22 protein-coding genes are annotated in these 26,274 nt (G+C 36.9%); 8 read left to right on the top strand and 14 right to left on the bottom strand.

Going from position 1 to position 26,274, the window contains the following annotated elements; genetic code table 11:
* Positions 1–30: 30 nt before the first annotated feature.
* From ACSLUO_RS04375 to ACSLUO_RS04360, 4 genes are all read right to left on the bottom strand, one after another.
* Complete coding sequence (locus ACSLUO_RS04375; RefSeq protein WP_448246864.1) at positions 31–420, bottom strand: VOC family protein; 390 nt, start codon at positions 418–420, stop codon at positions 31–33.
* 134 nt (positions 421–554) lie between these two features.
* Positions 555–2,543: a flavohemoglobin expression-modulating QEGLA motif protein gene (locus tag ACSLUO_RS04370; protein ID WP_448246537.1), complete on the bottom strand. Its 1,989-nt coding sequence runs from the start codon at positions 2,541–2,543 to the stop codon at positions 555–557.
* Positions 2,527–3,573, bottom strand: coding sequence for a glutathione synthase (gene gshB / locus ACSLUO_RS04365; RefSeq protein WP_448246535.1), 1,047 nt, complete (start codon positions 3,571–3,573; stop codon positions 2,527–2,529). Before gshB ends, ACSLUO_RS04370 begins: the two co-directional genes overlap by 17 nt.
* A gap of 279 nt (positions 3,574–3,852) precedes the next feature.
* Positions 3,853–4,119 carry a hypothetical protein gene (locus ACSLUO_RS04360; RefSeq protein ID WP_448246533.1) on the bottom strand — a complete coding sequence of 89 codons (267 nt, stop codon included), beginning with the start codon at positions 4,117–4,119 and terminating at the stop codon, positions 3,853–3,855.
* A gap of 139 nt (positions 4,120–4,258) precedes the next feature.
* On the opposite strand from ACSLUO_RS04360, the gene ACSLUO_RS04355 reads away from it, so the two are divergent.
* The 3 genes from ACSLUO_RS04355 to ACSLUO_RS04345 all read left to right on the top strand — a co-directional run bounded on the left by ACSLUO_RS04355 (position 4,259) and on the right by ACSLUO_RS04345 (position 8,447).
* Positions 4,259–5,089: a LysR family transcriptional regulator gene (locus ACSLUO_RS04355; protein WP_448246531.1), complete on the top strand. Its 831-nt coding sequence runs from the start codon at positions 4,259–4,261 to the stop codon at positions 5,087–5,089.
* A gap of 88 nt (positions 5,090–5,177) precedes the next feature.
* Positions 5,178–7,076 (top strand): hypothetical protein, encoded by a 1,899-nt coding sequence (locus ACSLUO_RS04350; RefSeq protein ID WP_448246529.1) that lies wholly within the window; start codon positions 5,178–5,180, stop codon positions 7,074–7,076.
* A gap of 135 nt (positions 7,077–7,211) precedes the next feature.
* Positions 7,212–8,447 carry an EAL and HDOD domain-containing protein gene (locus ACSLUO_RS04345; RefSeq protein ID WP_448246528.1) on the top strand — a complete coding sequence of 412 codons (1,236 nt, stop codon included), beginning with the start codon at positions 7,212–7,214 and terminating at the stop codon, positions 8,445–8,447.
* 91 nt (positions 8,448–8,538) lie between these two features.
* On the opposite strand, the gene queC is transcribed toward ACSLUO_RS04345, so the two are convergent.
* Positions 8,539–9,198: a 7-cyano-7-deazaguanine synthase QueC gene (queC, locus tag ACSLUO_RS04340; RefSeq protein WP_448246527.1), complete on the bottom strand. Its 660-nt coding sequence runs from the start codon at positions 9,196–9,198 to the stop codon at positions 8,539–8,541.
* 298 nt (positions 9,199–9,496) lie between these two features.
* On the opposite strand from queC, the gene queE reads away from it, so the two are divergent.
* Positions 9,497–10,171: a 7-carboxy-7-deazaguanine synthase QueE gene (gene queE / locus ACSLUO_RS04335; RefSeq protein WP_448246525.1), complete on the top strand. Its 675-nt coding sequence runs from the start codon at positions 9,497–9,499 to the stop codon at positions 10,169–10,171.
* A gap of 62 nt (positions 10,172–10,233) precedes the next feature.
* On the opposite strand, the gene ACSLUO_RS04330 is transcribed toward queE, so the two are convergent.
* Together ACSLUO_RS04330 and ACSLUO_RS04325 are read right to left on the bottom strand one after the other, a co-directional pair.
* Entirely contained in the window at positions 10,234–12,606 is a 2,373-nt protein-coding gene (locus ACSLUO_RS04330; protein WP_448246523.1) for an EAL domain-containing protein, read from the bottom strand.
* Between the two features lie 418 nt (positions 12,607–13,024).
* Positions 13,025–13,669 (bottom strand): lipoprotein intramolecular transacylase Lit, encoded by a 645-nt coding sequence (locus ACSLUO_RS04325; protein WP_448246521.1) that lies wholly within the window; start codon positions 13,667–13,669, stop codon positions 13,025–13,027.
* A 228-nt stretch (positions 13,670–13,897) separates the two neighbouring features.
* Here ACSLUO_RS04325 and ACSLUO_RS04320 point away from each other — a divergent pair, with 228 nt between their 5' ends.
* Positions 13,898–14,863, top strand: coding sequence for an aldose epimerase family protein (locus tag ACSLUO_RS04320; protein WP_448246519.1), 966 nt, complete (start codon positions 13,898–13,900; stop codon positions 14,861–14,863).
* Between the two features lie 116 nt (positions 14,864–14,979).
* Here ACSLUO_RS04320 and ACSLUO_RS04315 read toward each other — a convergent pair whose 3' ends face one another.
* From ACSLUO_RS04315 to ACSLUO_RS04285, 7 genes are all read right to left on the bottom strand, one after another.
* The gene (locus ACSLUO_RS04315; protein WP_448246517.1) at positions 14,980–16,134 is read right to left on the bottom strand and encodes a DNA alkylation repair protein; all 1,155 of its coding nucleotides are present in this window, start codon (positions 16,132–16,134) and stop codon (positions 14,980–14,982) included.
* A 357-nt stretch (positions 16,135–16,491) separates the two neighbouring features.
* Entirely contained in the window at positions 16,492–17,322 is an 831-nt protein-coding gene (trpA, locus tag ACSLUO_RS04310) for a tryptophan synthase subunit alpha (RefSeq protein ID WP_448246516.1), read from the bottom strand.
* Complete coding sequence (gene trpB, locus ACSLUO_RS04305) at positions 17,322–18,521, bottom strand: tryptophan synthase subunit beta (RefSeq protein ID WP_448246514.1); 1,200 nt, start codon at positions 18,519–18,521, stop codon at positions 17,322–17,324. The genes trpA and trpB overlap by 1 nt, the downstream gene beginning before the upstream one ends.
* A 67-nt stretch (positions 18,522–18,588) precedes the next feature.
* Positions 18,589–19,965: a bifunctional indole-3-glycerol-phosphate synthase TrpC/phosphoribosylanthranilate isomerase TrpF gene (gene trpCF, locus ACSLUO_RS04300; RefSeq protein WP_448246513.1), complete on the bottom strand. Its 1,377-nt coding sequence runs from the start codon at positions 19,963–19,965 to the stop codon at positions 18,589–18,591.
* Between the two features lie 3 nt (positions 19,966–19,968).
* Entirely contained in the window at positions 19,969–21,000 is a 1,032-nt protein-coding gene (trpD, locus tag ACSLUO_RS04295) for an anthranilate phosphoribosyltransferase (protein ID WP_448246511.1), read from the bottom strand.
* A gap of 1 nt (position 21,001) precedes the next feature.
* Positions 21,002–21,691 (bottom strand): aminodeoxychorismate/anthranilate synthase component II, encoded by a 690-nt coding sequence (locus tag ACSLUO_RS04290; protein WP_448246509.1) that lies wholly within the window; start codon positions 21,689–21,691, stop codon positions 21,002–21,004.
* Positions 21,692–21,693: 2 nt separating this feature from the next.
* The gene (locus ACSLUO_RS04285) at positions 21,694–23,307 is read right to left on the bottom strand and encodes an anthranilate synthase component 1 (RefSeq protein WP_448246507.1); all 1,614 of its coding nucleotides are present in this window, start codon (positions 23,305–23,307) and stop codon (positions 21,694–21,696) included.
* A gap of 410 nt (positions 23,308–23,717) precedes the next feature.
* Here ACSLUO_RS04285 and rnm point away from each other — a divergent pair, with 410 nt between their 5' ends.
* The 3 genes from rnm (at position 23,718) to rluB (ending at position 26,251) form a co-directional block, all read left to right on the top strand.
* Positions 23,718–24,581, top strand: a complete 864-nt coding sequence (gene rnm / locus ACSLUO_RS04280; protein WP_448246506.1) for an RNase RNM — start codon at positions 23,718–23,720, stop codon at positions 24,579–24,581.
* An 18-nt stretch (positions 24,582–24,599) separates the two neighbouring features.
* Positions 24,600–25,220, top strand: coding sequence for an L-threonylcarbamoyladenylate synthase (locus ACSLUO_RS04275; RefSeq protein WP_448246504.1), 621 nt, complete (start codon positions 24,600–24,602; stop codon positions 25,218–25,220).
* Positions 25,221–25,387: 167 nt separating this feature from the next.
* The gene (gene rluB / locus ACSLUO_RS04270) at positions 25,388–26,251 is read left to right on the top strand and encodes a 23S rRNA pseudouridine(2605) synthase RluB (RefSeq protein WP_448246502.1); all 864 of its coding nucleotides are present in this window, start codon (positions 25,388–25,390) and stop codon (positions 26,249–26,251) included.
* The last annotated feature ends 23 nt before the right edge of the window (positions 26,252–26,274 follow it).

The following is a 26,274-nucleotide window of genomic DNA, read 5'->3' as shown; positions in this document are numbered from 1 at the left end:
GCGATGTAATATCGTTATTCTCGATAAAATTTATTGAGGGCAAGAGCTAGCATCAGGTAAGGTATGTAAACCAATCATATTACCTTCAGTGTCGTAAGCTAAAGTGATGTAACCATAGTCACCAATAGAAAATTTTGATTTTTCAATCTTGCCACCAAATTGCAAAATTCTAGCTTCTTCTACAGCGCAGTCTTGGCAATGAAAATAGATAAGTACACTATTTTTACCTGCTGAAATACCCTCCATTTTAACCAAGGCACCGGAAGCACCATAATCATTATTATTCATTGGAAATGCGAACATTTCGATATCAGGGGCAGGGAGTTGTTCTAATGAAAGTGCAAATACCCCTTCATAAAAATCTTTAGCTCGCGCCATATCATCAACATATATTTCAAACCAACCAACTGGATTTAGCATCATTAAACTCCTTTATTATTTCTGCAAAGTATAGGTTAAGTAAATTTATTCGTGCTTAAAAAGTACGAATAAATTTAACTTTACTTCAAACTTCAAACTTCAAACTTCAAGCTTCAAGCATTACGCCTCAAGCTTTATTTTATTGATTTAATAATGAAATCTAATACGGGATTATTATAATTAACTTTAAATTCAAATAACGGTTTTGGCTTTTCCAACATGCCGCGGTCGATCATTTCAGTGATGATCGGGTAGTCTAATAACCCCGTTTTACCTACTAATAAGTTAGCTAAATCACCCTCTTTACTTAAAGCGACAATATCTCTAAAACCTTTAAGGTATAAAAAGTCTTTGGTAAAGCCACCACCACGATACACCCTTGTTGTTAAGGTAAATGCTTGCTCTTTAGTGAGGTTATAGCCTGAGTACAAGGTTTGATAGGTTTTAGTAAAGTCGTGATGTACTAACATATCGTTAACCGCAATAACGCGCAGGGCAAGGGTTTTTAGCCGCGCTAAGGTTAAACTACCTGAGCAATATTCACTAAAAATAGCTAAGCCTTCTTGGGTATGGGTGTTGCCCACTAAACCAAGTGAAAATATTTTTAACGGCTGATTTTTTGCGTTAATCGTGGTTAACATATGAATGCCTAATTCATGATAAGCAAAAGCGTGTAGTTCTTTTTGAGTAAACACCGCGTCTTTGTTGATCACTAATAAGCTTTTTTCATTATTCACCATTGCTTTAGCAACAATACGTGATGATTTTTCAATTTTACATTTTAGCTGCCAATTTGCGGCTGTTTCAGCAAAATAGGTAATTGCGGCATCGGCGTCAAAAGTGGCTTCTTCTTTATCACTGGCAATATCCGCGGCATATAAAATGAAGTTAGCGTTGGCAATGTCTTGGCGATTTGGCTCACCATAATAACGTAGAGAGTTATAAATAAAATCGTCTGTACCTATGGTGGTTAATAAGTCAATTTTTGCTGCTAAGTTATCAATAACATGGCGGTAAAGCTGTTGAATATCAGCGTCCATGATGTTTTCAATCGGTAATTTAAAAAGCTTTTCCCTAAATTGATAAGGATTAATATTGAGCTGTTTATAGGTAAACTGTGGCGTTTCTCCACCGTTTTTGCCAAAGAACTTTTTACGCTCACCAGCAATATTAATAGGATTGATATAATTGAGGGTTTCAACACTTTTACACAATGAAAAAAGTTTTCTATCTAAATCGATGATCTCAGGGCCAAGTGATGATGAAAAAACATCGGCTTTTTTCGCTGTGCGTTGTTTGCAATAACGGCGCATAAAAAAGGCGGCAGTTTCACTGATCGCTTGTTTAAAACCGGCTCTAAGTTCTTCATGCACTAATGGATAAAGTTCTCCTGTGGTTTCATTCATAAACACTTTTTTAACTTCCACCGGTAACACTAAGGTGTTATCAAAATGTGCATTAACATGAGTAATTAAATAGCCACGCCCATGAAAGATATCATTGGTTGCGGCGTAGGTTTCAATATTAGGTAAAATGATATTATTTAACTGCTTTTCAAAATGCTGAGCAATGTTGCCCCAACGCTCAATATCAATTTGCGAGCTGCCAATATTAAAGGTAGGGGTTGAACGTTCAATACGTTTGTAGTTATACGAATGAACGTCAAAAACAATAGCATTTTTGAATAGGCTTTCAATTTTGGCAATTAAGGCTTCAAGGACATTATAAAACGACTGATGTTTAGTATGACTTTTACTGCGCTGCTTAGCTGATAATGGCTTTTTCCAAACCTGTTTATCCCAAGCTGTTTTAAAATAAGTGGATAAAGTTTTAGCGCGATTTAAGTCATACTCAAAACGTGAATCGTTACCAATGAGCGCGATAGGGAATGAAGAGATCAGTTCATCAGTGTACGGATCTTCTTCATAAAAGCGTTCTTCTTTAGTTAATAGAAAGCTTTTTTGTAACTCTTCACGTAAACGATGGCCGTTGTGAATAGCGGCACAAATCACCGGGCTATATTCATCAATTTTTAAAATAAAAGCGCCGTTTTCAACTTCGGCGTGAAAACATTCGCCTTTATTAATGCGCTCTACGCATTCGGCTTCAGACAGCGTTAGCATCTTCAATCACCTGTCTAAATTCATTTTTACGGCTTCTGACTAATTCTTTTGCGTGTACAACACTTTCAACAAAATCGATCACTTTTTCTTGCAAGCGCACACGATTTAATTTGTTAATGCGCATAATGCCACCAGGGCTTAAAACATTCACTTCTAAAAGTTTGCCACCAATAACATCAATGCCGGTAAAATATAAACCGTCACGAACTAATTTCGGGCCAATATATTTGCACAGCCTTTTTTCTTGTTCGGTTAACTTATGTTTCACCACGCGGCCACCCGCATGGACATTTGAACGCACATCATTAACTGCTGGGATGCGTCTCATGGCACCAATAGGTTCGCCATTAAGCATTAAAATACGAATGTCGCCATCTTCTGCACCGTGTAAATAATCTTGCAAAATGACATAGTTGCTACCTTTACCTGATTCATCACCGCCAATATAAAACTCTAAGAGTGAACTGAAACTTTGACGAGCATTTTTTTCCAGCACGATCACGCCTCGACCGCCATAGCCATCAAGGGGTTTTAGGATCATTTTATCGCTGGTCGATTCTTCAAAAATACGCTCTAAATATTCACGATTTTTAGAAACATGGGTTGCTGGAATAAATTCACTTTCGGTATCTTGAAATGAAGCGGTATAGACCTTGTTATTGGCAATACGTAAACCATCAAGATCATTCATAATAAAAGTATCACCACGCACAGAATCTAAGAAGTTTAAAGCAAGTGTATCAAGTGGTGGATTAGCACGCATAATAATCGCGTCAAAACCGGCTAAAGGTAGTTGAGAGCGGCGAAATTCAGCACGTTTATAAAAGGTCACCATATTTTCAGGGACTGTGACGTGTTTTTTGAAAATATCACAAAAAGCACTAGCGACACTGTCACGAATAGTTAAATTATTCACCGTAGAAAGAGCAACAGTATGGCCGCGTTTCACACATTCGTGTATTAAACGTATGGTTGAATCGGTTTCTGGTTCGACACGGCTCCAAGGGTACATGATGAAACAAATTTTCACGTGTGGATCCTTAAATATTGAGTTGAAAGTAATACCCATTTCATTAAAGTTTCGCTAAATGAGGAATAACTTTACGGGCTTGTTAGATAACAAAATTAGCCGCTCAAGAGCGGCTAATTATTTTCGGCGAGAGTAACGTTTGTTGTATTAAATAGCTCACTAATTTTTTTTATCGTAACGATAAAAAATAATGATAAACAAGGTGATGGAGCAAACGAATTATTTGAGCGTATTTACTGCCTATAATCTGTTGATTGAGGGAGCATTATTAATCGTAAGTTATTCTTTTTCGATTAATGCGATAAGTGATTTGTGAGCGTTAATTTTGTTAAAGCCTAAAATGGCTAAGTCTTCGTTAACACAAGATAATACGGCGCTTTCTTGTTGATAATCGTTTGATTGTTCTTGTTTATCTAAACAATTATTGTAGATGGCGATCACTAATTCGGCTGGTGCTTGATAGCCACCTTGTTGAGCTTCTTCGCTAACAGCTAACGTTGAGTTTATTAAGCAGCATAGCCCAATAATCGCTATTTTGTTGTTCATTTAGGGAACCCTTTGGATACTTCATTGAAGCGTAGGAGGGAATGTAAAGGAATTTATTGCCAGTAGAAAACAAAAAAGAATTGTCGTATCGATAATATTTACTTACATTAGCCAAACTTAAACTTATTGAAGCTTTTTTATGGATACGCGTGTTTTTCAAACTTTTATTCAAGTCGCACAAACCAAACATTTTGGTCACGCAGCTGAAAATCTTTATATCACACAAGCGGCGGTTAGTGCACGCATTAAACAATTAGAAGAGTTTTATGGCTCGCAATTATTTATTCGCGATAAAAACAACTTAAAGTTAACTCCCGCAGGACAAACCTTATTAGGCCATGCACATTTGATGGTTGAACAAATGGCGTTATCTAAACAAGCTTTGACCTTAGCTAAACAGCAAAAAATAAACTTTAATATTGCCGCTACACCTAATGTTTGGGATGCGTTTTTTAGTTCACGTATTCAAGAAGCAATTCGCTTTTTTGAGCAGGTATCATTAGGCACTGAAATTTCTGTACGTGAAGCTATTCAGCGAAAATTAGCGGCAAAAACCTTAGATATAGGTTTATTAACCGATCCAATTAAAGATGAAGATTACACTAATCAACTTATTGGTCATTTTGAATTGGCGTTAGTGGCAACTAAACCGAATATTGAAAGTGTTATTGAGCAATATGTGTTGGTTGATTGGGGCTTAACTTTTCAAAAAGAGCATGCTTTACATCATAAATTTCAACCGGCGTTAAGAACATCCACTGCCATGATCGCGTTAGAAGTGATTTTGTCGCAAGGTGGTGGAGCCTACTTACCGGTTGAATTAGTTAGCCCGTATGTCGATTCAGGGGAATTATTTATTATTGAAACGCCATTATTAATTAAACGACCCATTTACATGGTAACTCGTACCAATAGTATGACAAAAGAGCTTACTGAAAGTTACGGCCAGTTTATTCAAAAAATGCCATAACATAGGCTATTCATTTATCATTCAACGGTTTATAGTGAAGAACTCTAATAAACTGTTGAAAATTCAACCGAGATAAATGGAAAGATCAATGTTCACATTTTTTAGCCAAGCTAATAAAAATAAAATAATTAACACAATAGGTTTGGCTTTTATTGTGTTAATCACTGCTTGCTCTGATAATAATAAGGCCGATACGTCTTCGAAACAGGCGGCTGTTGCCACTCAACATACAACCCCAACTTACCCATTAAGTAATATTTCCCAAAAAGCCTGGTTACGTGAACAATTGCCGAATAATGCGTTGGCGTATGCCCGTGTACCATCTGTTTGGTATTTGTTCAGTGGACAAGATAACGGTTTTAAGTATGCGCAAGGTAATCCAAGCTTTGTTGAACAAGTCAAAAAAATACAAACTGCGGTTAAGCAAACTTTATTTACCCATTTTACCCTAGACAATGGCTTAGCAAAGTTTTTATTACAGCACCTTGATGGCCCGATTGAAGCTGCGGTTTTACAGCCTGAAATTGGTCAAATGATGCCTGTTGTTGCACTTGCATCGCAGCTTAAGTTTTCTTCATTAGCTGACTTTAACACGGCCTTTTCGGCGATGGCTAATGAAGAAGAGATGCTAACTATCAGCCAAGCAAGCGATGATAGTGGTCATGGCGAGTTCATGTTTCAACAAGTTAAAGTGTTGTATTATTTTGATCAACAAACAGGTCGGTTTTCACTTTTTGGTGGAATTGGCGTTGAAAGTCAAAGCTTAAAAAACATCAAAAATGGTTTAGTCGATAATCCTCAGCACCCGATGTTTACTAGCGAAATAACCATGGATAGCAGTGGCCTAGGCTTGTTTGTGTGGCTTAATCCAAAAATTATTTTACCTGCAGTTATGCCAATGATAGGTGAACAGCAAGTTGCACAATTAAAGGTGTTGGGCGTGGCTGATATTAACGGAATAGCGTTAGGTTATGGTGCCAGTGACGGCAAAACGCGGTTAAAAGCGCTGATAGATATGCCTAAAGTTGCTATGCGACAGTACTTGCCGGCGATCAATAATCAAATCAATTTAAATTCATCAGGTCAGCTAAATAGCTTTGCTTTATTATCTTTACCCACCGCCGCTGATTTAGTTAATTTTGAACAAGGTTTGTTAACTATTACAGGACAGTTACCAGAAAGTTATCAAGCATTCAAAACATCGTTGAAAAACGAATTTGAGATATCTTTAGATGAGTTGTTAGCTTTGCTTGGCCCGGAAGTTTTTTATTTTTCTGATCAAATAAGTGAATTTTCAGCCCTTAAAGTGAATGATGAAGCCAAGCTGAACGCCTTGTTAACAAAACTACAAACGAAAAAGCTTATCGAATTATCTCAACATAAAACCCAAGGCGCGGTTATTTATCAAGCAACGTCAACGGGGGATATGATGAATGGCTTATATGAAAGTATATTTAAAGATGCTCCATGGTTAGCTGAAACATTAACAAAAGTGAAAAGCCGTTCGTATTGGCTGGTTGAGGATGGTTATTTGATCTTCTCAAGTATTCCACAACCTTTGATTGAAAGAAGCCTGTATCAGGATAAACAATCGATTAATACTTGGTTATCAAAACATCAAAAACAAAATTTATCCGGTAGCTTATTGGCTTACTCAACCACCATTGATAATTTAAGCCGTAATTCATACCATATTTATTTAGCCGTCTTGCAATTTTTGGCGGATGTTAGCGGTGCTGAGTTTGATATTTTTTCATTACCATTAGCCAATGAATTAGCTTTTGCAGAGCAAGGCACGATAGGTGTGCAATTAGATCTAGCCGATCCTTTTATCGCACTTGAATTTACTTTTGAGCAAAGTGCTTTTGATATACTTTATGGTGGTGCCTATCAATCAACCGCCGTAATAGGTATTTTGGCGGGGATAGCAATACCGGCTTATCAAGATTATACCGAGCGAGCAAAAGCGGCTGCCGCTGCTAAATAGTTAGCTTTTTAAGTTAAAAGTAATAAGAATAAATAACTGATAAATGAGCGAATTTAAAAAATAGAACTATGATTAAAGTGAGTCTGTATTTATTACCGTTTTAATTTTGTTCATTCATCCTGAATAGGTAGGTACATGAAAGAAAATACCGATGTTAAATTTGTTGCGCGCCATGCTATTTTAGATCGCGATGAAAATGTTTTTGCTTACGAATTGTTATACCGAAATTCGAAAAAAAACTACTTTCCTACGGAAGTCAGTGACGATAAAGCAACGGCACGATTATTTTTTGATACCTTACTATTTTTTGGTATTGATAAATTAGTGAATGATAAAAAAGCGTTTATTAATTTATCAACCACTACCATTCTCTCTGATATTCCGAAGTTAATTGATCCAGCTAATGTTATCTTAGAAATTATCGAAAGAACCGAGCAACTTGACGCTATTTTTCCGATCGTGACTAACTTAATGGCGAATGGTTATGTTTTTGCTTTAGATGATTACGATAGCAACATTAAGTGGGAGAAATTACTGGCAAAAGTTGCGTTTGTAAAACTGGAAGTTGAGCCTGATATTCAAGACACGGTAAATACTATCAATAAGTTAAAAAGTCGCTATCCGGACAAAAAAATTATTGTTGAACGTATTGAAGATTATAAAAGCTTTGAAATTATAAAAAATGCGGGGGCTGATTATTTTCAAGGTTATTATTTTACTAAACCTAATATTGTGAATTACAAAAATGTCAACCCTTCACAATTGATCATTTTAGATTTGCTCAAAATAGCGATGAAATCACCGTTAGATTTTAAGTTATTAATTAAAAAAATTGAAAATGATGCAGGCTTGGTGTCAAGAATTCTTAAACTTTCTAATTTAGCCTGTAAAACTTCTAAAAAAGAAATCAGCTCCATTTCACAAGCGGTTATTTATCTTGGTGAAGATACCATCAAGCGTTTTGTTACCGTATTAACTTTGGGGGAATTAGGCGGAAATAAACCGTCGGAGTTATTAAAGTTAGGCCTCATTCGCGCTAAGTTTATTTCTGAATTATTAATTAACGAAGATAAAGAAATCAGCCAAACTGGTTATTTGTTAGGATTAATTTCTATTTTAGATGCGTTATTGGATGTTGAGCCCGCCACAATATTTAAGGAATTTCCACTTAGCCAAGAAATACAAGAAGCACTAGAAAAACAAAGTGGCCAGCTTGGTTTGATGTTAGCTATGTGTCTGAGTATTGAAAAAAATGATGTTGTGGGAATTGGCATTAGCCAAAATACACTTAACTTAACAGAAGAGCAGGTGACTCATGCGTATGCTAACTCGTTAATTTATGCGGATGAAGTATTTCAAAATGTCAATTAACCGATAAGGTGGCAGATTTTAAACTGATACCATTCCGTATAACGACAAGTTGATTGTTCAGATGAACAATCAACAAACTCTAAAATTGTTGTTAAGCTTCGTAAGGAATAGGATCAACAGCATTGTTATCTCTAAATGCTTCTAATCGTTCTTGACACGCACCACATTTACCACAGGCTAATTCGCGACCATTATAACAAGTCCAAGTTTTACTATAATCTAAATTCATTGTTAAGCCGTCGGTTAAAATTTCAGTTTTACTGTTATTTAAATAAGGGCTAAATATTTCAACTGGTTCGTAATTGGCTATTTGACAAACATCATTCATTTTCATAACAAATTCAGGGCGGCAATCGGGGTAAATGGCGTGATCACCTGAATGAGCACCGTAATAAACTTGGCTTGCTCCCACTGAAACAGCATAACCAACGGCTAATGATAATAAAATCATATTGCGGTTTGGCACTACGGTTGATTTCATATTTTCTGCTTCGTAATGGCCTTCTGGAATGTCAATATCATCGGTTAATGACGAGCCTGCTAATAATTGGTTGATAGCCGAAATGTCGATAACTTTATGTTTGATAGCGAGCTCTTGGCATATTTGGGCTGCACAATCTAATTCTTTGACATGGCGTTGACCATAATCAAAAGATAATGCATAAACGTCTTTCCCATCTTTGATTGCGCGATTTAAGACAGTGAAAGAATCCATGCCACCAGAGAAAATTACTACAACTTTTTCAGTCATTTATTTGTGCCTATCAGGTATAATATTGAACGAACCTGAACTTGGGATAATAAATTAGCTAACAATATGAAATACATATACTTTTGATATTTCATTTATGCTAGCTTGCGGTTTTTTATTAGTACAAGGAAAATTTGAGCGCCAATAGCGAGTCTATTGCAATCAAATTTAACGCAGTAATAACGAAAAACAGCGGCTAGCAAGCAAGTTGTTATCCTGAGTTTAGGTTAAATAGTCAGGTTCAAAACGTTGAGCGGCTAATTTTACTGTAACTTAACCATTGGCAAAAGCATTAATCATGACAATTGAATATAAAATCAATGAATTATTTGAAACCATTCAAGGAGAGGGCAGTTTTACTGGTCAACCGTCTATTTTTATCCGGTTACAAGGGTGTCCTGTTGCCTGTAGTTGGTGTGATACCAAACATACTTGGGATATTGCAATCGATAAACAAGTAAGCAGTGATAGCATGCTGAATAAGCCCGAAGAATCAGATACTTGGGCAAGCCTAACGGTTGAAGATATTTTAGCGACATTTAAGGCCAAGCAATATCATGCCAAACATATTGTTCTTACTGGTGGTGAGCCTTGCATGATAGATTTAACCGATTTATGTTTAGCACTTGAGCAACAAGGTTATAGTTGCCAAGTTGAAACCTCGGGCACGTTTCCTATTCAGGTGTCTGAAAAGTGTTGGGTAACGGTATCACCCAAAGTTAATATGAAAGGTGGTTATAAAATTTTACCCTCAGCGATGCAGCGTGCCGATGAAATTAAACATCCGGTGGCTACCGAGCAACATGTTGATGATTTAAAAGGGTTATTAGCGTTACATAATATTAAAAATACGCCAGTATATTTGCAGCCAATTAGCCAAAAAGAACGGGCAACTAAGTTAGCAATAGAAACCTGTATTTTGAATAATTGGCGCTTATCAGTACAAGTGCATAAATACTTAGGTATTGAATAAGTACTTGAGCTTAGCATTTAACTTAGTGTTTAAGCTAAGCTCTTAATGACGGGGGAGAGCTGTTATAACACTTCGTCTTCAGGTAGTTGACCATTTACTTCTTTTTCTAACCAAGCTAAATATTGGTCAATAGGCATAGGTTTAGCGTAATAAAAACCTTGGCCAATGTCACAACCAAATTCCCGCAAAATATTTTCATCAGACTTAGAATTAATTCCTTCAGCAACCACTTCTAGTTTTAATCCTTTTGCCATTTTTATTGTGGTTTCACAGATAATTTTATTTTTTTCATGGTCTTTGATATTTTCAACAAACTCACGATCAACTTTTAATTCCTGACAAGGTAACTGGCTCATATAACTCATCGATGAATAACCGGTACCAAAGTCATCAATACTCATGGTGATCCCTAGTTCAATGAGTTCCTCCATTATTTTTATACCCATAGGGTTATTCATAATGGCGGTTGATTCAGTTAATTCTAAAATCACTTTGTCAGCGGGTATATCTGCTTCAAGCAACGATTTTTTAACAAAGGGAACTATTTCTTCGTCGGTAATATCTTTACCACTGATATTAATAGAAACCATGTGATTTTTGTGTTCATTTAACATAATTTGTTTATGTTGTAACAATGAACGTTTGATCACCCAACGGGTTAATTTTTTGATCAAACCAATGTCTTCTGCAATAGGAACAAAAACAGCTGGAGATACAAACCCTTCACCTTGATAATACCAGCGTAATAAACATTCGCTACCACAAACCCTTAAAGTTTTAAGATCAATTTGAGGCTGATGAAAAATTTCAAACTCATCATTATCAATGGCATCTGACATATGTGAAGCAAGGTTTAATAAGTAGTCGTCTTTAGTTTGTGATTGGCTATCGAACAATAACCAACCGCCAAGGGTATCGGTGGCTTTATTTGAAGCTAATTGCGCTTCATTAATTAACGCTTGCGGATTATTGTTGTTGTGGGGATAGTTAGACAAACCAACGTTAGCAAACAGGGGTAAATTCAGCTCTTTTACTTTGTATGAATCATTGACCTTGTATTGAATGGATTTGACAAATTCTTCTAGTGATTGGCTACTGTCATTCTCATTGAGTATTAAACCAATTGAATAAGGTTCGATAAAGGCGATTTTTTCATTTTTTGCGGTGATCGGTAATACCGCATCATTAAATTTAACTAATGAATTGATCGCATTTGTTAAATCGATAAAAAATTGATTATTAAAATAGTCACTAATATAAAGCGATATTTTTTCAATATGCTCTGGTTTGATAACAACCACGGTCAGTGAGCCACTACCTTTGTTGATTTGTTCACTTAAACACATTTCTAAATTGCCTTTACGAGGCAATTTAGTGTCGATGTGATAACAAATATCATCTAACCTATCTTGTTCAGTTTTTTTCATGCGTTCGGCTAGTGCAAATGCAAGAAAAATCACTTCAATCATAACCGCAAATAAAAAGGCGTGACCAGAAACAAAGCCAGATTCAATAATATTGGTATGATCTAAAGGTTGAATGGTTGCGCCAATAATTAAAGGGATCCAAGAAAGAAAATAATAACGTGACCAAACAAAAGACACGCGAAGTTTTCGACCAACAATGTAGATTAAATAGATAAAAAATACGGGGACGGTAGCAAAATATATTTTCGCTTCAAGGGTGTTATGTAAGCTTGCTGTGGCGACCAACAGTATAAAAATGGCACCAGCAATTATCATGGAAATTTTAAAATGCGGAGTTTTATCTTGCTCGTAATTTAAAAAGTAAACGGTAAAAACAAGTAAAAATATCATTAAAAGATAATGTGTTGAAATAATGTAATCATTTAAAAATGCTTGTATCGAAGCATCAAAAAGGTAAAAGCCAAAGCCGTTTATCGATGATAAGGTGAAAAATACTGCCAATAAATAACCTACATATAATAAATAAATTTTATTTTTAACGGCGAAATAAAACACCAAATTATAAATGGCCATCAAAATAAAAATGCCAATAAAACAACCAAAAATAAGTTGGCTTAGCTCAACTCGTTCCGCAAAGGCTTGTTCAGAATAAAACTCGAGTGGTACATCGGGTGGACCGTCAGTATATATTTTTATAAGCAGATGTTTATGTGTGCCATGCTCAAAATTAATTCGAGCATGAGGAAAAATTTTAGCTTTTACGTTTTTATCATTTAACTTAGTAATATCAAATAAGGTTTTTACTTCGCCATTTTTTTTCATCTCAATGATTTGTAAATCACGCAACATGGCATTTTTTGCATGAATAATAATGGTATCTAAGGCAGGCGAAAACTTGTTAATTTTTAAACTTAACCAATACGCTTGGTTTTTAAGAGCAAAAGGAACGCCGTCTTTGTCTGTTTTTGTAAAGTTGGGTAATTCATCGATCGCTTGATTAAGCGTCATATCTTTTGGAGCTATAATGTAAGCATAATCAATTGAAATATTCTCAGAGCTTTGGTCTAAAGCTTGAAATTCAGCTGAAAATATATAGCGTGTGAGTGAAAATAAAAGAAAGCAGATGACGATCACAATACTACTAATTGCTATAAATCGCATTAATCCAATGTAGTTTGTTGTCATCTTGGTCATAAATTTATTTGAAAAATCAATCCGTGGTTTCAATATAATGTATTGTTACGAAACAATAAAATGCTATTTGAAGAAAATTTTGAAAAAAACGATTTATTTTCTAATTTACTTAAAAACTGCTTATTTATTGAGTTGTTATCCGTTTAATTATCGAAGAAGATGCTAACTTATCGACCACTAACATTTAGTATAGTGTGTTTATGGTAAAAGCTTGCATTTATTTCGTTATTTATCAAAGCGTATTGTTTGTTGTATAAATTTTGATTGTTGCCCACTGTAAAAGACAAAAGCTAATAACAAATAAAACTAGCCACTCAAGAGCAATCCAACCAAAAAGATCCGGTGCTGACATCAACGTCGACATTAAAGAGTCTTGATAATAAAAAAACCATTGATGCCCCGATGGAAAAATAAGCTCATGTAACCAATAAAATACCTTTGTTGCTCCTATCGTTAAGGTTAATACAAGTAATAAAAAAATTGAGAGTAGCAATTGTAGACATTGTTTTTTTAAAGACGGTAACGGTTGTGATTTTTGTTTGAATTGCCATAACAGGTATCCCCAAATCATGGTCATTAAGGTGGTAATTACCATTAAAATGCTGATAAGTGTTGCGACATCTTGTAAATGAATAATTTCTCGTTGATGCAACATCGGCTTAATTATGCCTTGTTGGGTACTGAAAGTGATGTTAGCTAAATCATTTTTGTTAAAATGTACCGCATGGCTGATTTGTTGAAAGACTCGGTTTCTTTCCGCGGCAGTGGTGTTTTCAAAATCACTAATATGCTGATTTTTCGGGGAAAAGTATTCAATGGTTTCTTTAATGCCACCATAATCATGCCAAAAACCATAAAAAAAATTGCACTTAAACAAAACTGTCCAAGTCAGAGCAAGCACAACAAAGACACTGGAAAAAGTATATAAACTGCTTATTAAGTGTTTTTTTATCATGGAGTAACGATTTTTAGTGTTTGATTAATAGTATCTTTTTTATGATTATTTAACAAAATTAAAAAGCTGTTTACTAAAACTAATAAAGGAAAAAGTATGATTTTATTGATATGATATTTGCTATTAATATGTTTTTGAATAGAGATAAGTATGAGTGAAATTAACGTTATTAAATTAAAAAATAACAATGACATGGAAGTAGATATTTTAAATTTAGGCGCTACGGTTGCTTCAATTAAATTTCCCGTTAACGGTGAATTAAAAGAAATGACGGTGACTTATGATAATGTTGATGAATTTAAACAAGATACTTTTTATATTGGCGCAACGGCTGGTCGTTTTGCTAATCGCATTGCTAAAGGAAAATTTAGCATTAATGGTGAGCATTACCAATTACCCACAAATAACGGCGGTAATTGTTTACACGGTGGCCTTGAAGGCTTTAGTCACAAAATTTGGCAAGTTCAACAGCAAACCGCCAATAGTGTTGTTTTAGTGTTAGTGTCACCTGATGGTGATCAGGGATTCCCTGGTGAATTAACTACAACAGTAACCTATCAATTAACGGAAAATAATAGTCTAGATATTAGTTTTACCGCTCAAACCACCAAAGATACAGCGATTAATTTGTGTAATCATTGTTACTTTAATTTAGGTGAAAAAAATATTAATAACTTATCATTAAAAATGGTGAGCAAAGGTATTTTACCCGTTGATGAAACGTCAATACCGGTAGGAGATATTCGTGATATTACCGGTACTGATTTTGACTTTAATCAACCAGTGAATTTATCTGAGCGACTTGCTAATTTAAGTGATGATATGTTGGATACTAAAACAGGCTTTGATCATTGTTATGTTATTGCCGGCGATCCTCAAGAAGTGGTAGCTGAACTAAGTTCAGAGCAAGTTAAATTATCCATTACAACAGATCAACCCGGTTTACAATTCTACACGGCGGCTTATTTAACAGCGCCTTTTAAGCCATTTGAAGGGCTTTGCTTAGAAGCGCAAAATTACCCTGATGCGATTAATCAAGCCCAATTTCCTTCGGCATTATTAAAGGTGGGTGATACTTATCAAAAACAGGTCAGTTACCAGTTCTCTCTTGTTTAAGACTCGTTTTAACTTAAAAGAACCATTACGGTGTTTATGGTTCTTTTAGTGATTAAACCATAGTGATTAAATCACGGCTAAGTTTTAGCTGCCGTTGTCAGGTTACGTAACACAGGTTACATAAGCAAATCAAACTGATTATGACAAACCACGTCACCATTAATTAATACCTCTATTTTATGAATCCCTGGGTAATAAACTCGAGTGGTGATCGCTTTTATCGTGTGTTTTTTGGTTAATAACAGTTCTTCATTGGCTTTGAGGGTTCGGCTTTGCCACTTAAACACTTTTGGGCTGGTAGAACCGTTTGCTTTTTGATGATGGACAATATAATCAATATTAATTAATTGCGCTTGATGACTATTAGAATTAAGTTTCAGCGTTAACATCAAGCAATTACCAAACATTAAAGTATTAGTATTTAAGGTTAATTTTGAGTTTTTAAGGGCAACAGGAGAAAAACCTAACGCGGCGAGTATGCGTTTATTACCTTTTTTGATCAGAGTTCTGCACGCATGTTTTATTAATTTGATACGATTTTTATCGGCATTTTTTAGCCACCTTTCAGCCAAGTCTTCAATAAGCTTTGGATGATCTTTGGCAATATCATTGAGGCTATTTGCCACTGAGCGTCTGACATATTCTTCATTGTCGTCTTTAAGTTGCTCTAAAAGCGTGATCAGCGGTTTAGGATCATCAATAAAACCGCTAAGTTGCATTCCCCAAGGTAGGCGAGGGCGAGAGCCTTCGGAGGCAAGTCGTCTCACATGATAGTTTTCATCTGTAGCCCATTGGTTAAGTATGCTCATGCTTTTTTCTGGTTCAGCGTTAATTAAATAGCGAATACCAAATTCCGCACTGAATCGTTTAGTTGCTTCTTTTAATACTTGCATTGCTAACTCAAAATTCACCTGCTCGGGGTTATTTTGATAGGCTAAGCCAACAAAATCAGCCATTGGCATGATCGCCCAGCCTGAAATACCATACTGATTGATGGTGCCGCCGGTAACTTGTTCGATATTAAGTTGTTCAGTTAATGGTAATAAGGATGCGATTAATATTTGTGCGCTATGGTCAAAATCAGCCGGTAAATATTTTTGCATTGCCTGCACAATTTGATTTGAGCGAGCCTTCAGCTCTAATGTTTCCAGTTTAACGCTTGCTTGTTCAATAAAGGCACTTTTATCAAAGGCAGAATAATGGCGATGAAAGTGCTCAGCCATGCCTTCAATTAATCGTAAATTAAACACATTTTTGAACGGCTCAGGCATGATGCATCTCTAACTAGTGAATTGGTTGATAATATAATAAACCTGAATTCGGGATAACAACTTGCTTTCTAGCTGCTGTTTTTCCTTATTACTGCGTTAAATTTAATTGCAATACGCCCCCATGGATGGGGAAGGTAGAGCGACGTTTGAACCAAAGCCGAGGCTCGCTATTGGCGCTTAAATTTGCCTTGTACTAAGAAAAAACATCAAGCTAGAATAGAGAAAAAATCAAAATATATGTATTTCATATAGTTAGCTAATTTCTTATCCCGAGTTCAGGTTATAATAATCTAAATTACAAAAATAAAAAAAGCCCCAACGGAGCTTTTAATAAAGTGAGAATGAACGTTTTAATACTTATGCTTTGGTTGCGGCTTTCATTGCCGTGGTGAACGCTTTTAGTTCAGCTAACATTTTATTTTCATCGTTTAAATTTTTCTCAATAATTTTAACGGTTGCAGAGCCAGCAATAGCACCAGCAGCACCTGATTTTATTGCTTCACTTACTTGTGCAGGCTCAGATATACCAAAGCCTAATACTGGCGGTGCTGCATGAAACTCAGTTAATTTATCAATTAAATGGCTTGCCGGCATAGCAGCTTTAGTTTCAGTACCGGTAACACCGGCACGACTCAATACATAAGTATAACCACGACCAAAAGAGGCAACTTCACGCAAAGTATCGTCACTGGCATTAGGTGGCGCAATAAAAATTTGTGCAACTTTGCTATTATCTGCCGCTTTTCTAAATGGTGCACTTTCACGAATAGGTAAATCAGCAATGAGAATTGAATCAACACCGACATTCGCCATGTCTTGATAAAAAGTTTCAATACCACGCGCAAATACTAAATTGCCATATAACAATAAGCCAATTGGGATCTGTGGTGCGTATTCACGTACTTGATGTAAGATATCAATACAAGTATCGGTGTCAACACCGGCGTTTAATGCACGTAATCCAGCATTTTGAATGGTAATGCCGTCAGCACTAGGGTCTGAAAAAGGGATCCCTAATTCAAGGGCATCAGCACCACCATCAATTAAGGCTTTAATAATTTTTACCGATAATTCAGGGCCTGGGTCGCCAAGGGTAACAAAAGGAACAAAAGCGCCTTCATTTTTGGCTTTTAAGTTGTCAAAGGCTGTTTGATAGCGGCCGCCTAAACTTGTTGGAGCAAATGACATTATGCTTCTCCTTGTGCAGCTAATACGGAATGAACGTGTGCCAAATCTTTATCTCCACGACCCGATAAGTTAACTAAAAATACAGTTTTTTCAGTAACTTGCTCTGCCATTTTTATCGCTTGAGCGAGTGCGTGAGACGATTCAAGCGCAGGAATAATTCCTTCATTTTTAGATAAGGCTTGAAAAGCAGCAAGTGCTTCGTCGTCATTTATTGCGACATATTGTGCTCGGCCAGTTTCTTTCAAAAACGCATGTTGAGGGCCAACACCTGGGTAATCAAGGCCAGCAGAAATTGAATATGACTCTTCAATTTGTCCTGTTTTAGTTTGCATAATATAGGTGTAGTTACCATGTAACATACCTTTAGTACCTGCCACTAAAGTTGCGCCATGTTCTTCGGTATCAATACCTTTACCACCAGGCTCTACACCAATAAGCCTAACGCCTTCTTCTTTAATGAAGTCACTAAACATACCAATAGCATTTGAACCACCACCAACACAGGCAAGCACATAATCAGGTAAACGACCTTCTTGGGTAAGAATTTGTTGTTTGGCTTCTTCCCCGATCATTTTTTGAAACTCACGAACTATAGTTGGGAAAGGATGAGGACCAGCAGCGGTACCTAATAAATAATGGGCCGCGTCATAATTGGCTGACCAGTCGCGTAGGGCTTCGTTTACGGCATCTTTTAAAGTGCCACTACCTGCTGTTACTGGAATAACTTCAGCGCCCATTAATTTCATACGAAAAACATTAGGTTGCTGACGTTCACAGTCTTTGGCACCCATGTAAATTTTACATTTTAAACCTAAAAGTGAACAAGCAATGGCGGTAGCAACCCCATGTTGCCCAGCACCGGTTTCAGCAATAATTTCTTTTTTACCCATGCGTTTAGCAAGTAAGGCTTGGCCTAATACTTGGTTAGTTTTATGAGCACCGCCGTGTAATAAATCTTCACGCTTTAAATAGACTTTAGCCAGTGGGTTTTTAACTAAATTACGGGTTAAAGTTAATGGCGTTGGTCGGCCGGCGTAATTTGTTAGTAAGTCGTTAAACTCGGCTAAAAATTCAGGATCTTGTTGTGACTCGATAAACGCTTGTTCAAGTTGTTCAAGCGCTGGAACGAGTAATTCACTAACAAACATGCCACCAAATTCACCAAAATAAGGATTAAGTGTTTTTTTCAAAGTTGTCATAATTGTTCCGTTTTCATTGGCTATATGCCTTAAGGTTCGCAATCGTATTTATCGTTGTTAAAGTAAATTAATATTGTCTAATACTTGCAAACACAGATTGAAGTTTTTCACTGCTTTTCACACCTGGACTAGATTCAACACCTGAGTTGAGATCTAAACCAAACAATGGTCTTGATGTTAGCTGTTCTATCGCATCAGTAATATTGTTGATGGATAAGCCGCCAGCTAAAAAGCACGGCGATAAATCTTGCTCTGATTTAGCTAACGCTCGCCAATCAAATACTTCACCACTACCGGCTTTTTTACCGTCTAAAATATGGTGGTGTACTTTTTTACTTAATGGCGGTACCTCTGAGGTGATAGGGTATGCTTGCCAAATTTCGCAATGCTCAGGTAAGTGAGAACGTAGTAATTCAATATACTCGCCATCTTCTTGACCATGTAACTGTACGGCTGATAATTTAAGATTATTTGCTAATTCAACTACTTCTAGCACACCATGATTAACAAAAACACCAACATAGTTAAGTGATGGCACTTGTTCAATAATTGCTTTTGCTTGTGTTTCTGTGACATAGCGTGGTGACTTTTCAGCAAAAATTAACCCACCATAAACAGCGCCGGCATCAGCTGCGGCTTGGGCATATTGAGCTTGAGTTAAACCACACACTTTATGGTTACCATAAATTAGTTTACGACAAGCGAGATCAATATCATCTTCTGCCATCACCGAGCTACCAACTAAAAAGCCATTAACCGCTGGCGCTAAATATCTCACTTCATCATTGGTATAAATACCTGACTCTGAAATCACGATACGATCTTCCGGAATATGTGGCGTGAATTCAAAGGTACGATTAATATCAGTAGAAAGATCACGTAAATCACGGTTATTTATGCCAATTAATTTAGCATCTAGGGCAATTGCCCGTTCCATTTCTTCATGATTAGAAATTTCAGTTAATATGGCCATGTTGTACGATTTAGCTAAGTTTGCTAATTCAATATATTCATCATCACTTAAAACACTGAGCATTAATAAAATTGCGTCAGCACCATAATAACGTGCTAGATGTACTTGATAAGGATCAAAGAAGAAGTCTTTATTCAAAACAGGACAGCTGACGGTTTCGGTAACGGTTTTTAAATACTCATATTTGCCTTGGAAGTATTTCTCGTCGGTTAATACTGAAATAGCGGCGGCATATTTATCATAAATTTGGCAAATGGCTTTTACATCAAAATCAGGGCGAATAAGTCCTTTAGAAGGAGATGCTTTTTTACATTCTAAAATAAAGCCCGCGTTTTCTTCACTTAATGCGGCATACATATCTTTTGTTGTTGGCGTTAGTTCATCGATAAAACTTTCTAACGGAAAACTTTTTTTCAACGACTCAATAACAACACGTTTATCAATAACGATTTTTTCTAAAATATTAGCCATGATTTACTCAGTAGTTCCTTGATTGTTTTCACTATTAGAAACTTCTACTAACTTTTCTAATGTTTTTAATGCTTGACCAGAGGCTAAAACGTCAGCCGCTTTATTAGCCGCGGCTAACAAAGAATCAGCTTGGCCATGTAAATAAATTAATGCGGCAGTGTTTATTATCACAGCGGCGTTATGGGCAGGTTCACCTTTACCAGCTAATATCGCTTTACTGATATTAGCATTTTCGGCAGGAGTTCCGCCTTTAATATCAGCCAACGAATAACGCTCTAAGCCAAAATCTTCAGGGCTGATGGTTTTTTCAATTAACTTACCCTGATTAATTTCAATAATTTGGCTTTCACCATGAATAGCTATTTCGTCTAAACCGCTACCATGAACAATAAAGGCACTTTCAACCCCCGTTAATAAAACACTTTCGGCAATAGTGGTTAATAATTCAGGCGTATAAACACCCAATAACATTACTTTTGGCGCAGCCGGATTAACTAAAGGCCCTAAAATATTAAATAAAGTACGTATGCCCATTGCTTTACGAACAGGGCCTGCATATTTAAAACCTGGATGATAAGCTGGCGCAAATAAAAAACAAAGGTTCGCTTCTTCAATACAACGACTCGCCGTTTCAGGGCTCATCATTAAATTAACGCCAAAGGCTTCTAATAAATCAGCAGAGCCAGACATCGAAGAAACACTGCGATTACCATGTTTGGCCATTTTTAAGCCACATGCGGCGGCAAGTATAGCTGAGGTCGTTGAAATATTAATGGTATTAGCACCATCACCACCAGTACCAACGCAGTCGGCAACATTACTTGCTTGCGCTGGAAATGGTGTGGCAAAGTCACGCACGGCAACCGCGGCACCAGCAATTTCTGGCGCTGTTTCACCTTTTATTTTTAAAGCCGTTAAGACACTACCTAATAAGGCTTCAGGTACTTCGCCAGCCATTACTTGACTGAAAAACGTTTGTGATTGTGCTTGAGTTAACGATTGGCCATTAACTAAAAGATCGAGAATGTTTTCCATATTATTCACAAGCTCCGCCATCTTGAACATTATTGGTATTATTTAACGTGCCGTTTTTAATGGGGGCATTGGGTCGTAAATTCAACAAATGCTCGATACTTTGACCTAATAAGTGACTACCGTAGGTCGTTAAAATTGACTCAGGATGAAATTGAAAGCCTAATGCGGCATCGGTTTTATGCTCAATTGCCATTGGAATACCGTTAACCTGTGCAATACAATCTAAACCGCTAGGCATAGTTTCAGCAACTAATGAGTGGTAACGAGCAACGGGTAATGGGTTGGCGATACCAGCAAAAGCTCCTTCACCTGTATGAGTGATACTTGAAGATTTTCCATGGACAATTTCTGGCGCTCGTGCCACGACACCACCATAATGCTGTACTAAAGCTTGATGTCCTAAACAAATACCTAAAATAGGGTAAACACCTGCAGTTTTAGCAATAAGTTCCATTAAGCAACCGGCATCGGTTGGTGTACCAGGCCCAGGTGATAAAACAATTAATACTTCGCCTTGGTGTGCGTTAATTTGCTGTAAAATAAAATCAGCTGACAAAGTATTTCGATAGATAACTAATTCAAAACCTAAACTGTAAAATTCATCAACCAAGTTGTAAGTAAATGAGTCTAGGTTATCGAGCATAAAGATTTTTGGCTTCATCGAACGGTTTGTTGTTTGAGATGTTGTCATTATTATGCTCCCTTGCCGTCAGTATTTTGATTGCTTGCCGCATCATTCGCTACTTTCATGATAGCGCTTAGTACCGCTTGTGCTTTTTGGCGAGTTTCATCAGCTTCTGCTTGTGGAATAGAGTCATAAACTACACCAGCGCCGGCTTGAACTTGGGCTATACCATCTTTTACAAAAGCTGAGCGAATAACAATACAATTGTCCATTTCACCCGTACCGGTAATGTAACCTACCGCACCACCATAACTACCTCGACGTTTACCTTCAAATTGGCGAATAAGCTCCGTTGCTTTTACTTTTGGGGCACCGGATAACGTCCCCATATTCATACAAGCTTGATAAGCATGCAACGCATCTAAATCGTGAGATAGGGTGCCACAAACACGAGAGACTAAATGCATAACATGAGAATAACGATCTACTTTTAATAAATCGGCAACATAACGTGAGCCCGGCTCACTAACTCGGGCAACATCGTTGCGAGCAAGATCCACTAACATAATATGTTCAGCTAATTCTTTTTTATCTTGACGAAGTTCAAGTTCAATACGACTGTCTAAATCAAGTGAGAATTTACCATTGGCATCAAAGCCGCGTTTACGAGTGCCAGCAATAGGGTAAATTTCAATTTGACGATTACTGGTTTGATATTTTAAGGCTGACTCAGGAGAAGCGCCAAACATAACAAAGTCTTCGTCATGAATATAAAACATATAAGGACTAGGGTTTGATATTTTTAATGCTTGATAGGCGGCAAGAGGTGCCGGACAAGGTAAGCTAAAAGTGCGAGATGGCACTACTTGAAAAATATCACCTGCGCGGATATGTTCTTTTAAATCTTCAACAATTTGACAAAAATCTTGATCTGAAATATCAGTCGTCACCTCAGATGAAACAGCAGTAACGGCTTGTTTATCTAATTTAAAAGAAACATCACTGGCTAGTGCTTGTTTAATAGACTCAATGCGTTGATTAATTTGGCTAACACAAGTGGCTTGCTCAGGGCCCGAAAACACATTGCCGATAACTTCACTGGTTTCGTTTTCGTGATCAATAACAATTAAGGTTTCAGCAAGGTAATAAACATAATCAGGGCAAGTGTTCTCGCCATCCTTTACTGCCGGTAATACTTCACAAGTCGACATCATATCAAAGGCAAAAGCACCACCAAGGAAAATAGCAAAGGGGTGGTTGTCAAGGTTGTTTAATTGATTAAATAAACGGAGCGCGTGAAATGAATTAACCGTTTTTAAACGTGATTTTTCATCTTGTTGGCTATCAGCCGGGGTAAAAGTAGCAACTAAGCTATTGTTTGTTTTTTCAAGTTTTGCGATCCCCGTCAGTACTTGTTCGGCAAAAGCAAGCGCTGCTTGGCCATTTAAACTTTGTGCGGTGAGTGTGACTTGATGCCCCTGACAAACAATTTTCACAGCTGTGTCAGTTAATACTAAACTTTTTAATTTATGCTTTTTATCAATTTCAGCTGACTCTAATAACAAGCTATTGTTGGTGTCGGCACATAAATATTGATAAACAGCGAGAGGATCAGCTTGGTAGTGAGCCAAGTGAGAAAGTGTATTGACACTTCCTACGCTTAAGTTTTGTGTTAGTTTCATTTGGTTTTCCTGTTGGTAATTGGTTAAAAAAAATTCATCCGGCATAAATCGGCAGAAGCCACCAAATAAACCAACTTTGTACTTTGACAATTATCATAAATTTTACTTTTTCTCGTGTGTATTTAACAGTGTTTCTTAGTATATCTTGTGCTTTTTTGGGCTTTTGATACGAAAAAACCCGCGAAAGCGGGTTTTTGGAATTTTTTTGCAGACAAGCAAAGTTCACAACCCACCTAAGTCGAGTTATGCCACCACCATACTAAATTTGATTTGTTCATTGTTAATGTCATGGTTTTTTCCTGTCTATTGGTACTTATTAATGTACCCATTTATTTATTAACTACTGTATTAGTTAGCATATTCCAAGTAAACTTAAAAATGCCCTTATAGAAAACCGCAAAATGGTCTTTATGTCAACCTCTGTTTTAGATAAATTTACAAATTCTCGTGTCGACTTGCATAGTCATACCCATCATTCTGATGGCAAGTTGTCTCCGCAAGAGTTGATTGACCGTGCGGTTAATTTTCAAATTGATGTTTTGGCAATAACGGATCACGACACCGTTGCCGGTTTAAGCTTAGCTGAAAATTATATTGAAGAAAAAGCGCATAACATCACATTAATTCATGGTATTGAAATTTCCACCAGTTGGCATGGTTTTGATATTCATATTGTTGGTTTAAATATTGATAAAACTAACCCTCAACTGGCCGAATTAATTGAACAGCAACAAGCAGCACGCGAGTTACGGGCAATTAAAATGGGCGAAAAATTAGAAAAGTGCGGTTTTGATGGCATTCTTGAATCGGCAAAAGTTTTAGCTGATGTTGGCAGTATTACCCGCTCTCATTTTGCACAAGTGTTATTGCAACAAGGCCATGTTAATCATATGCAAGCTGCATTTGATAAATATATAGGGAAAGGTAAAAGAGCTTTTGTTAAACCACAATGGTGTGATATTGCCAATGCTGTTGATGTTATTCATCAAGCAGGTGGTGTTGCGGTGATGGCGCATCCGATACGGTATGACTTGTCTGGTAAATGGTTACGAAAATTGATTGTTGAATTTAAACACGCTGGCGGAGATGCCTTAGAAATTGTTTTGCCACAAATGAGTATTGAGCAAAAACGGTTAATGTTAGCGTATTGTGATGAATATGACTTGCATGCTTCGATGGGGAGTGATTTTCATTACCCTAGTAAGTGGAGCGATCTAGGAAGAAATTTAACTTTACCTGAAAATTGTCAGCCGGTTTGGCAACTATTTAATTAATATTTAGGGAGAAAAACAATGAGTCAGTTTTTTTATGTTCACCCAGAAAACCCACAAATGCGGTTAATGAAACAAGCGGTTGAAATAATCAATGACGGCGGTGTTATTGTTTATCCCACTGATTCGGGTTATGCACTGGGTTGTCACATTGGTGATAAAAAAGCGTTAGAGCGTATATGTCAAATTCGTGGTATTGATATGGATCATGACTTTGCTTTAGTTTGTCGTGATCTTTCTGAGTTATCTGAATATGCCAAAGTGGATAACACGGCATTTAGATTGATGAAAAATAATACCCCTGGCGCTTATACCTTTATTTTTAAAGGCACGAAAGAAGTACCAAAGCGCTTATTAAACCCTAAGAAAAAAACCATAGGTATACGTATTCCCAATAATGCTATTGCTCAAGCCTTATTAACGGAATTAAATGAGCCGTTAATTTCCACCACTTTGATTATGCCAAATGAAGAGATGGCGGAATATGATCCAGAGCATATTCGCGATATTTTAGAAAAACGGGTAGATTTAATTTTAAACGGTGGTTATTTAGGTGAGCACCCAACCACAGTGATTGACTTTTCTGAAGGAGAGGTGACGATCCTGCGCGAAGGTGAGGGTGACGCTGAGCCGTTTAAATAATTTTAACTGCTTTCAAAAACTAACAACAATTAAATAACGTGCCCTAAAGTGCTGATCGCGTTATAATAGTTTTTAGTTATAACTTTGAAATATTCTATATTTTAAGGTTCCAAATTAATTTCAGAGTCAGCAGTGTTAAACTACTGACGGACAAGAGTTTTATACCAATGTCAGAAAAATTACAAAAAGTCTTAGCTCGTGCTGGTAAAGGCTCACGCCGTGAAATGGAAAGTGTTATTAGTAGCGGCCGTGTGAGTGTTGATGGCAAAGTTGCCTACCTTGGCGACCGTGTTGAAGGCACTGAACAAATCCGCATTGATGGTCATCTCGTTAAAATTACCGCAGCAGGATCCGATTTTTGCCGAGTGCTGGTATATAACAAGCCAGAAGGTGAAATGTGTACCCGTAAAGATCCAGAAGGTCGTCCAACGGTTTTTGATCGTTTACCGCCATTAGAAGGTGGCCGTTGGGTTGCTGTTGGTCGTTTAGATATTAACACTTCAGGCATGCTGTTATTCACTACTGATGGTGAGCTTGCTAATCGACTAATGCATCCATCACGTAAAGTAGAGCGTGAATATGCTGTTCGGGTATTTGGTGAAGTTGACGAAGCCATGTTACAACGTTTACGCCATGGCGTGAAATTAGAAGACGGCCCAGCTAAATTTAATAAAATTACCTATCGTGGTGGTGAGGGTCGTAACCATTGGTTCCACGTGGTATTAACCGAAGGGCGTAACCGTGAAGTTCGTCGCTTATGGGAAAGCCAAGAAGTGCAAGTGAGTCGCCTGATCCGTGTTCGTTATGGTGATATGGAAATGCCACGTCAATTACCATTAGGTGGTTGGACAGAGTTAGGTTTGAAAGAAGTTAATTATTATCGTAAGTTAGTAGAATTAACGGCAGAAACGCAATCGAAAGTGAAGGTTGATGAAAAAGCCATTGATAATGCGAAGAGTCGACGTATTCGTCGTAGTGTTAAAAAACACCATGTACGAAATCAGCAAGCGTCACGTAGAAAACGTAGCTAATTGTCTCATTAATAATATATTGA

This window comes from Thalassotalea agariperforans (assembly GCF_053470345.1).
This window is presented reverse-complemented; position numbering and strand designations above follow the sequence as displayed.

Bases quoted from the DNA above. Each gene is read 5' to 3' on its own strand.
- trpB (WP_448246514.1), bottom strand. From the start codon at position 18,521: ATGACAACTTTGAAAAAAACACTTAATCCTTATTTTGGTGAATTTGGT.
- ACSLUO_RS04350 (WP_448246529.1), top strand. From the start codon at position 5,178: ATGTTCACATTTTTTAGCCAAGCTAATAAAAATAAAATAATTAACACA.
- rluB (WP_448246502.1), top strand. From the start codon at position 25,388: ATGTCAGAAAAATTACAAAAAGTCTTAGCTCGTGCTGGTAAAGGCTCA.
- ACSLUO_RS04360 (WP_448246533.1), bottom strand. From the start codon at position 4,119: ATGAACAACAAAATAGCGATTATTGGGCTATGCTGCTTAATAAACTCA.
- ACSLUO_RS04370 (WP_448246537.1), bottom strand. From the start codon at position 2,543: ATGCTAACGCTGTCTGAAGCCGAATGCGTAGAGCGCATTAATAAAGGC.
- ACSLUO_RS04330 (WP_448246523.1), bottom strand. From the start codon at position 12,606: ATGACGCTTAATCAAGCGATCGATGAATTACCCAACTTTACAAAAACA.
- ACSLUO_RS04285 (WP_448246507.1), bottom strand. From the start codon at position 23,307: ATGAAACTAACACAAAACTTAAGCGTAGGAAGTGTCAATACACTTTCT.
- ACSLUO_RS04290 (WP_448246509.1), bottom strand. From the start codon at position 21,691: ATGACAACATCTCAAACAACAAACCGTTCGATGAAGCCAAAAATCTTT.
- ACSLUO_RS04315 (WP_448246517.1), bottom strand. From the start codon at position 16,134: ATGCCTGAGCCGTTCAAAAATGTGTTTAATTTACGATTAATTGAAGGC.
- queE (WP_448246525.1), top strand. From the start codon at position 9,497: ATGACAATTGAATATAAAATCAATGAATTATTTGAAACCATTCAAGGA.
- trpA (WP_448246516.1), bottom strand. From the start codon at position 17,322: ATGTCATTTGCTCCAACAAGTTTAGGCGGCCGCTATCAAACAGCCTTT.
- ACSLUO_RS04375 (WP_448246864.1), bottom strand. From the start codon at position 420: ATGCTAAATCCAGTTGGTTGGTTTGAAATATATGTTGATGATATGGCG.
- ACSLUO_RS04320 (WP_448246519.1), top strand. From the start codon at position 13,898: ATGAGTGAAATTAACGTTATTAAATTAAAAAATAACAATGACATGGAA.
- queC (WP_448246527.1), bottom strand. From the start codon at position 9,198: ATGACTGAAAAAGTTGTAGTAATTTTCTCTGGTGGCATGGATTCTTTC.
- ACSLUO_RS04275 (WP_448246504.1), top strand. From the start codon at position 24,600: ATGAGTCAGTTTTTTTATGTTCACCCAGAAAACCCACAAATGCGGTTA.
- ACSLUO_RS04355 (WP_448246531.1), top strand. From the start codon at position 4,259: ATGGATACGCGTGTTTTTCAAACTTTTATTCAAGTCGCACAAACCAAA.
- rnm (WP_448246506.1), top strand. From the start codon at position 23,718: ATGTCAACCTCTGTTTTAGATAAATTTACAAATTCTCGTGTCGACTTG.
- ACSLUO_RS04345 (WP_448246528.1), top strand. From the start codon at position 7,212: ATGAAAGAAAATACCGATGTTAAATTTGTTGCGCGCCATGCTATTTTA.
- trpD (WP_448246511.1), bottom strand. From the start codon at position 21,000: ATGGAAAACATTCTCGATCTTTTAGTTAATGGCCAATCGTTAACTCAA.
- trpCF (WP_448246513.1), bottom strand. From the start codon at position 19,965: ATGGCTAATATTTTAGAAAAAATCGTTATTGATAAACGTGTTGTTATT.